The following is a 7,028-nucleotide window of genomic DNA, read 5'->3' as shown; positions in this document are numbered from 1 at the left end:
CCGGCGGCACCCGGACGGTCTCGGTGCGGGTGCGGGCCAGCACCCCGGCCGGCCCGAGCTTCACCACCGCCAGCCGGGGCCCGCGGTCGAGCAGCAGCCCGGCGGCCCGCTCGGGGTCGCGGGTGCCGACGGCGATCTCCACCTCGTCGAGGTTGCCGACGGCCACGGTGACCCGCGGCAGCACCTCGGCGACCGCGGCGGTGGCCGCCGCCGGGTCGGACCAGAACATCGGCCGGTAGTCCAGGTCGAGCACGGTGTGCGGGCGCCCGTCGCGGGCGACCAGCGCGGCCGCGTGGGCGTCCCGGCTCGGCTGCTGGCACAGGCCGGTGCCGGTGAGCCAGAAGACCCGGGCCGCCGAGATCGCGCCGAGGTCGAGTTCCTCGGGGCGGATCTGCAGGTCGGGGGCGGTCGGGGTGCGGTAGAACCAGAGCGGGAAATCGTCCGGCGGAAAGATCTCGCAGAAGGTCACCGGGGTGGGCAGCCCGTCGACCGGGTGGACCTGGCTGTCGTCGACGCCGAAGTCGCGCAGCGCCCGGTGCACGTAGTCGCCGAACGCGTCGGCGCCGGTGCGGGTGATCACGCCGGCGCGCAGCCCCTGGCGGCTCGCGGCGACGGCCACGTTGGTGGGACTGCCGCCGAGGAACTTGCCGAACGTCTCGACCTCGGCCAGCGGCGTGCCGATCTGCAACGGATAGATGTCCACCCCGACCCGGCCGATGGTGAGCACATCGAGCATGCGGCGTCCTTCCCCGGCCGGCGATGCCGTGCCCGCCGGCCCTGCCCCTGATTGGTAACAGCGCCTTATGAGTTCTGTCAATGTGTTGTCATGACATCCGCGCTCTGCGTTCGGTGACCGCTTCGGTACAGTGGCGCCCATCATCGTGCCCCGAGATCCCGCTCGTGCCCAGCGAGGAGGTGCCGTGACCGGACCCGAGATCGCGGTCGACCGGAGCAGCCCGGTCCCGCTCTATTTCCAGGTCGCGGAGCAGTTCGCCGCGGCGATCCAGCGCGGCGACCTGGCGCCCGGCGACCGGCTGGACAGCGAGTTGCAGCTCGCCGACCGGCTCGGGTTGTCCCGCCCGACCGTGCGACAGGCGATCCAGCACCTGGTCGACAAGGGACTGATCGTGCGCCGCCGCGGGGTGGGCACCCAGGTGGTGCGCGGCGAGGTGCGCCGGGCGGTGGAACTGACCAGCCTCCACGACGACCTGCTGCGCGCCGGCCAGCAGCCGTCCACCTCGGTGCTCGAACTGGCCACCGTGGCCTGCCCGACCGACGTCGCCGCCGCGCTCGGCGTACCGGTCGGCAGCGAGGTGCAGCACCTGCGCCGGCTGCGGTTCTCCGACGGCGAACCCCTCGCGGTGATGGAGAACTGGCTCCCGCCCGACCTGGTCCGGCTCAGCATGGAGGCGTTGCAGGCCAAGGGCCTGTACGCGATCCTGCGCGCCGCCGGCATGCGCATCCGCGGCGCCCACCAGCGGATCGGGGCTCGGGCGGCGACCGCCGCCGAGGCGCAGATGCTCGGCGAGCGGCGCGGCGCGCCCCTGCTCACCATGACCCGCACCGCCTACGACGACCAGGGCCGGTACGTGGAACACGGCGCGCACCTCTACCGGGCCAGCCGCTACTCCCTCGAGGTGACCGTCGCCGAGCGGTGACGGTGGATGTTTCGGGCTCATTTCAGTGACAGGTATTTACGTCGTCAGGCTGTCATGACATTGTGGCCGCAAACACCGCCGGCGGCGGACGTGCGGCCGGCGGGCGACCCGCGAGTCTCTTCGAAGTCTCCTTGCGAAGGGAAGCAGCCCATGACATCCAAGCCGAGACGCGCAGCGGGCGTGCTCGCCGCGTTCACCACCCTTGCCCTGGGCCTCACGGCCTGCGGCGACTCGTCCGAGCCCGCTGGCAAGGACGCCAAGAACATCACCCTCACGATCTCCGCCAACTCCATCGTGGGCGGCAAGAACTCCGCCGGCGCGGAGTGGATCGAGAAGTGGGTCATCCCCCGGTTCGTCGAGGCGCAGAAGGCCAAGGGCGTCACCGCCAAGGTGACGTTCGTGCCCAGCGGCGTCGACGACGAGCAGTACAAGACCAAACTGGCCCTGGACCTGCGCTCCAAGGGCGGCGCCGACGTGATCGCCGTGGACGGCATCTGGGTGGGCGAGTTCGTCCAGGCCGGCTACCTCAAGCCGCTGTCCGAGGTGGCCGGCGACCAGGCCGACTCCTGGGAGGGCTGGTCGCAGATCCCGGAGACCGTGCAGGGCCTCGGCAGCTTCGAGGACAAGCGCTACGGCATCCCGCTCGGCACCGACGGCCGGGTCCTCTACTACAACAAGAAGCTCTTCGCCCAGGCCGGCCTGCCCGCCGACTGGCAGCCGAAGAGCTGGCAGGAGATCCTCGACGCCGGCGCCAAGCTCAAGACGCTGCCCGGGGTGACCCCGATCCAGATCAACGCCGGCACCGCGATGGGCGAGGCGACCTCCATGCAGGGCGCGTTGCCGCTGCTGGTCGGCGCCGGCGGCGAGATCTACAAGGACGGCAAGTGGGCCGGGGCCAGCCAGCCGGTCAAGGACATGCTCGACTTCTACACGAAGATCTACGGCGGCGGCCTGGGCGATCCCAAGCTGCAGCAGGAGGCGAAGGGGCGCGACAAGTCCTTCGCGGAGTTCGCCGCCGGCAAGATCGGCATCTTGGCCGAGGGCGACTACTTCTGGCGCAGCGTCATCAACCCGAGCACCGGCATCGCCAAGATGGCCGACCGGGACACCGCCGTCGGGTACGCGATGATCCCCGCCAAGCAGCCCGGCGCGGGCATCCGTGGGCAGGACTTCGTCAGCATGTCCGGCGGCGGCGTACGGGTGCTCAACCCGAACTCCAAGTTCCCGTCCCAGGCCTGGAGCTGCTGTCGTTCATGCACTCCGCGGAGGCGGTCAAGGCCGAACTCGCCGGCGAGGCACGGATCACCGCGCGGATGGACGTCAACAAGGAGGTCCTCGCGGGCGACCCGATGCTGAGCTTCGTCACCGAGAAGGTGCTGCCGGTCACCGCGTACCGGCGCCGCTGGCGGTCTACCCGCAGGTGTCGGTGGCGCTGCAGGAGGCGACCGCCGCCGCCGCGTCGGGCCGGAGCGCCGACGAGGCCGCCGGGGCGTACCAGAAGAAGCTGGAAGGGATCGTCGGTGGCGCAGGTAACGTCACCTCCTGACCAGGTGGTGGAGGGGAGGCGCCCGGAGACGGGCGCCTCCCCGGCCCCCGACGCCGCCGGCCTGGGCCGGGCCCGGGCCACCGGGTTCCTCGTGCCCAGCATGGTGCTGATCCTGCTCTTCCTCGTGGTGCCGGCCGCCTGGACGATCTACCTGGGCGTCACCAACTACCGGCTGACCGGCCTGGCCGCCGCCAACCCGGAGATCGTCGGCCTGGACAACTACACCCGGGCCCTGAGCGACGAGCGGTTCCGCACCTCGCTGGTGCTGACCCTGCAGTTCGTGCTCGGCTCGGCGGTCATCGGGCAGGCCGGGCTCGGCTTCGCCATCGCCTTCGCGCTGCGCGACCGGCGCGGCCCGCTGCGCCGGGTGGTCGAGGCGTTCGTCCTGCTCTCCTGGATCCTGCCCAGCTCGGTGGTGGCCTTCCTCTGGATCGCCCTGCTCGACCGGGACGGCGGCACCCTCAACACCCTGCTCGGCATCCCAGGCACGGCCTGGCTGCTCGACCACCCGATGCTGTCGATCATCGTGTTCAACACCTGGCGCGGCACGGCGTTCTCGATGATGCTCTACGCCGCCGCCCTGGAGAACGTGCCCCGCTCCCACCTGGAGACCGCCCGGCTGGCCGGCGCGTCCACCTGGCAGCAACTGCGCGACGTGGTCTTCCCCCGCATCCGCGGGCACGTGCTGACCAATCTGCTGCTGATCAGCCTCTGGACGTTCAACGACTTCGCGCCGTTCCTCATCACCGCCGGCGGCCCCGAGCAGCGCTCGGAGATCCTCCCGGTCTACGTCTACAAGGTGGCGCTCTCCGGCGGTGAACTCGGCTTCGGCGCCGCGATCTCGTTCGTCATGCTGCTGATCAACCTGGTCATCGCGCTGGTCTACCTGCGCATGCTGGGCCGGCGGAAGGAGACGGCGTGAGCAGCGCGACCAGCACGGCGCCCGCGCCGACCACCGAGCGGGAGGCCGGCACGGAAGCCGCTCGGCACCTGCTCGGCCGGGTCGCCCGCTACACCTTCCTCTGCGCCGTCCTCGGGTTCTTCGCGCTGCCGCTGCTCTGGCTGGCCACCGCCCCGTTCGACGACAATCCGACGATCACCGCGTCGCTGCCGCGGTTCACCCTGGACAACTTCCGCGCGCTGCTCGACAACCCGTACGCGCTCAGCTCGCTGCTCAACTCCGTCTACCTGGCCGCCGGCACCGCGGTGCTGGTGGTGACGTTCGGGGCGCTGGCCGCGTACGCGCTGAGCCGGGTCCGGGTGCCCGGCCGCGACGCGCTGCTCTACGGGCTGCTGCTGCTCTCGTCGATCGTCACCGGCACGGCCACCATGGTGCCGCTGTTCGAGCTGGCGTTCCGGCTCAACCTGATCGACTCCCGGCTCGGGGTCATCCTGATCCTCACCGGCGGGCTGCTGCCCGCGGCGATCTTCATCCTCAAGGACTTCATGGACGCCACCCCGACGTCCTACGAGGAGTCCGCCCGCGTCTTCGGCGCCAGCCCGTTGCAGATCATGCGGCACATCGTGGTGCCGCTGGTCCGCCCCGGCCTGGCCACCGTCGGGGTGTGGGCGGTCGCCAACGTCTGGGGCAACTTCCTGGTGCCGTTCCTGCTGCTGCGCGGGCCGGAGAAGGCCCCCGCCGCGGTGATCATGTACACCCTCTACACCGAGGGCGGCCAGGCCGACCTGCGGTTGCTCTCCACGTTCTCGCTGCTCTACTCGCTGCCGGTGGCGCTCATGTTCGTCTTCGTCAGCAGCCGGTACGGATTCCGCTTCCACGGAGGGATCAAGCGCTGATGTCCGCCATCACCATGCGCGACCTGACCAAGGTCTACCCCAACGGGGTGCGGGCCCTGGACGCCCTCGACCTGGAGATCGCCGACGGCGAGTTCTTCGCGCTGCTCGGGCCGTCCGGCTGCGGCAAGACCACTCTGCTGCGCACCATCGCCGGGCTGGAGGTCGCCTCCGGCGGCAGCGTGCACATCGGCGACCGCGCCGTGACCAACCTGCCGCCCGGCAAGCGGGACGTGGCGATGGTCTTCCAGGACTACGCGCTCTTCCCGCACATGACCGTGCAGGAGAACATCGCCTACCCGCTGCGGATCAAGAAGATGGACCGGCGCGGCCGCGCGGAGAAGGCGGCGGAGACCGCCGACGAGCTGGGCCTGTCCGCGCTGCTGCAACGCCGCCCGGGGCAGCTCTCCGGCGGGCAGCAGCAGCGAGTCGCGCTCGCCCGGGCGATGGCCTGCCACCCGCAGGTCTTCCTCCTCGACGAACCGCTGTCCAACCTCGACGCCCGGCTGCGGCTGGAGGCGCGCACCTTCCTCAAGCGGCTGCAACGCGAACTGGGCGTCACCACCGTCTTCGTCACCCACGACCAGGCCGAGGCGCTCGCCCTCGCCGACCGGATCGCCGTCATGGAGGGCGGCCGGATCCGGCAGGTGGGCACCCCGACCGAGGTGTTCCGCCGCCCTGCCAACACCTTCGTCGCCGGCTTCATCGGCTCCACCCCGATGAACCTCATCGACGCCGAGGCGCACGACGGCGAACTGGCCGTCGCCGGCGCCCGGCTGCCGATGCCCGACGACGTCCGGGACCGGGTGAGCGCCGGCGAGAAGCTCGTCTACGGGGCACGTCCCGAGTACCTGGACTACTCCGCCGAACCGGTGCCGGGGGCGCTGAGCGGGCAGGTGGTCGTGGTGGAGAACCTCGGCAGCTTCTCGCTGGTCTCCCTCGACGTGGCCAGCGGGGACGTCGTCGGGGCCGCGGGGACCAGCGTCCAGGTCGTCGTGCCGGAGGGGCGCGAACCCGAACCCGGTGACACCGGCTGGGTGGTGCCCCGCCCGGGCCGGTCACTGCTCTACCGGGACGGCGAACTGGTGAGCGGGGCGGCGGCGGCCGTGCCCGCGACGCGTACCGGCGCGGAGCGGTGAGGCATGGCGGCGCACCGGGGCAGGTGGACGCTGGCGGACCGCGCCGAGAGCGTGCTGCGGACCCTGCCGGTCACCGTGCCGCCGGGCACCGCCGCGCTCACCGTACGACTCGACTATCCCCGGCAGGCCGGGGTGCTCGACCTGGGCTGCCTCGGGCCGGCCGGCTTCCGCGGCTGGTCCGGCGGTGCCCGCGACGGCTACACCGTGGCCGCCCACTGGGCCACCCCCGGCTACCTGCCCGGTGAGCTGGAACCCGGCGAATGGCAGGTGCTGCTCCGGTTGCACCGCATCCCGCCGGAGGGCCTGAGCTACGAGGTCACCGCCACCACCAGCGCCACCCGGTCGGACGCCCCGACGCCGCCGACGGCACCACCGCGCCCGGACCGCCCGCCGCGCCGCGCGCTGCCCGGGGTGGACGGCCGGCGCTGGATCGCCGGGGACCTGCACGCGCACACCGTGCACAGCGACGGCGCGGCCACCATCGACGAGCTGGCCGCCCTCGCCGCCGCCCGGGGCCTGGACTTCCTCGCCGTCACCGACCACAACACCGTCAGCCACCACCCGTGGCTGCCCGCCGCCTCGGCCCGGTACGGCCTGACCCTGCTGCCCGGGCAGGAGGTGACCACCGACCGGGGACACGCCAACGTGTTCGGCCCGGTCGGCTGGGTCGACTTCCGGCAGCCGCCCGACGAATGGCTGGCCACCGCGGAGCGGGCCGGCGGGGTGATGTCGGTCAACCACCCCCTCGGCGGCGACTGCGCCTGGCGGCAGCCGCTGACCACGCGTACCCGGCTGGCCGAGGTGTGGCACTCCGGCTGGTGGGACCGGACCTGGGGCGCCCCGCTGGCGTGGGCGCGGGCCTGGCGCCCGGACGTGGTGCCGGTCGGGGGC

At 72.2% G+C, this 7,028-nt stretch carries 7 protein-coding genes; 6 read left to right on the top strand and 1 reads right to left on the bottom strand.

Annotation, left to right across the window (positions count from 1 at the left end; translation table 11 throughout):
* Positions 1-736 (bottom strand): PfkB family carbohydrate kinase (locus JNW89_RS22455; protein ID WP_238450395.1); only part of this gene is annotated, 736 nt, incomplete at its 3' end.
* Positions 737-920: 184 nt separating this feature from the next.
* Between JNW89_RS22455 and JNW89_RS22450 the strand changes: the two genes are divergently transcribed.
* The 6 genes from JNW89_RS22450 to JNW89_RS22425 form a co-directional block, all read left to right on the top strand.
* Positions 921-1,658, top strand: a complete 738-nt coding sequence (locus JNW89_RS22450; protein ID WP_238450394.1) for a GntR family transcriptional regulator — start codon at positions 921-923, stop codon at positions 1,656-1,658.
* Between the two features lie 150 nt (positions 1,659-1,808).
* The gene (locus tag JNW89_RS22445) at positions 1,809-3,014 is read left to right on the top strand and encodes an ABC transporter substrate-binding protein (protein ID WP_238450393.1); all 1,206 of its coding nucleotides are present in this window, start codon (positions 1,809-1,811) and stop codon (positions 3,012-3,014) included.
* A complete protein-coding gene (locus JNW89_RS22440; RefSeq protein WP_238450392.1) occupies positions 2,912-4,126 on the top strand; it encodes a carbohydrate ABC transporter permease in 1,215 nt (404 codons plus the stop codon). Before JNW89_RS22445 ends, JNW89_RS22440 begins: the two co-directional genes overlap by 103 nt.
* The gene (locus JNW89_RS22435; protein ID WP_238450391.1) at positions 4,123-5,001 is read left to right on the top strand and encodes a carbohydrate ABC transporter permease; all 879 of its coding nucleotides are present in this window, start codon (positions 4,123-4,125) and stop codon (positions 4,999-5,001) included. The genes JNW89_RS22440 and JNW89_RS22435 overlap by 4 nt, the downstream gene beginning before the upstream one ends.
* On the top strand, positions 5,001-6,137 hold the full coding sequence (locus tag JNW89_RS22430; protein WP_238450390.1) for an ABC transporter ATP-binding protein: 1,137 nt from the start codon (positions 5,001-5,003) through the stop codon (positions 6,135-6,137). The genes JNW89_RS22435 and JNW89_RS22430 overlap by 1 nt, the downstream gene beginning before the upstream one ends.
* Positions 6,138-6,140: 3 nt before the next feature.
* Positions 6,141-7,028 (top strand): CehA/McbA family metallohydrolase (locus JNW89_RS22425; RefSeq protein WP_238450389.1); only part of this gene is annotated, 888 nt, incomplete at its 3' end.

Source organism: Micromonospora sp. 4G55, assembly GCF_016803375.1.
The sequence above is the reverse complement of the archived record's forward strand: the minus strand, read 5'-3'. Positions and strand labels throughout refer to the sequence as shown.

What these genes read in the sequence shown, in the direction of transcription:
- JNW89_RS22440 (WP_238450392.1), top strand. Translation starts at nt 2,912, where the DNA reads ATGCACTCCGCGGAGGCGGTCAAGGCCGAACTCGCCGGCGAGGCACGG.
- JNW89_RS22445 (WP_238450393.1), top strand. Translation starts at nt 1,809, where the DNA reads ATGACATCCAAGCCGAGACGCGCAGCGGGCGTGCTCGCCGCGTTCACC.
- JNW89_RS22430 (WP_238450390.1), top strand. Translation starts at nt 5,001, where the DNA reads ATGTCCGCCATCACCATGCGCGACCTGACCAAGGTCTACCCCAACGGG.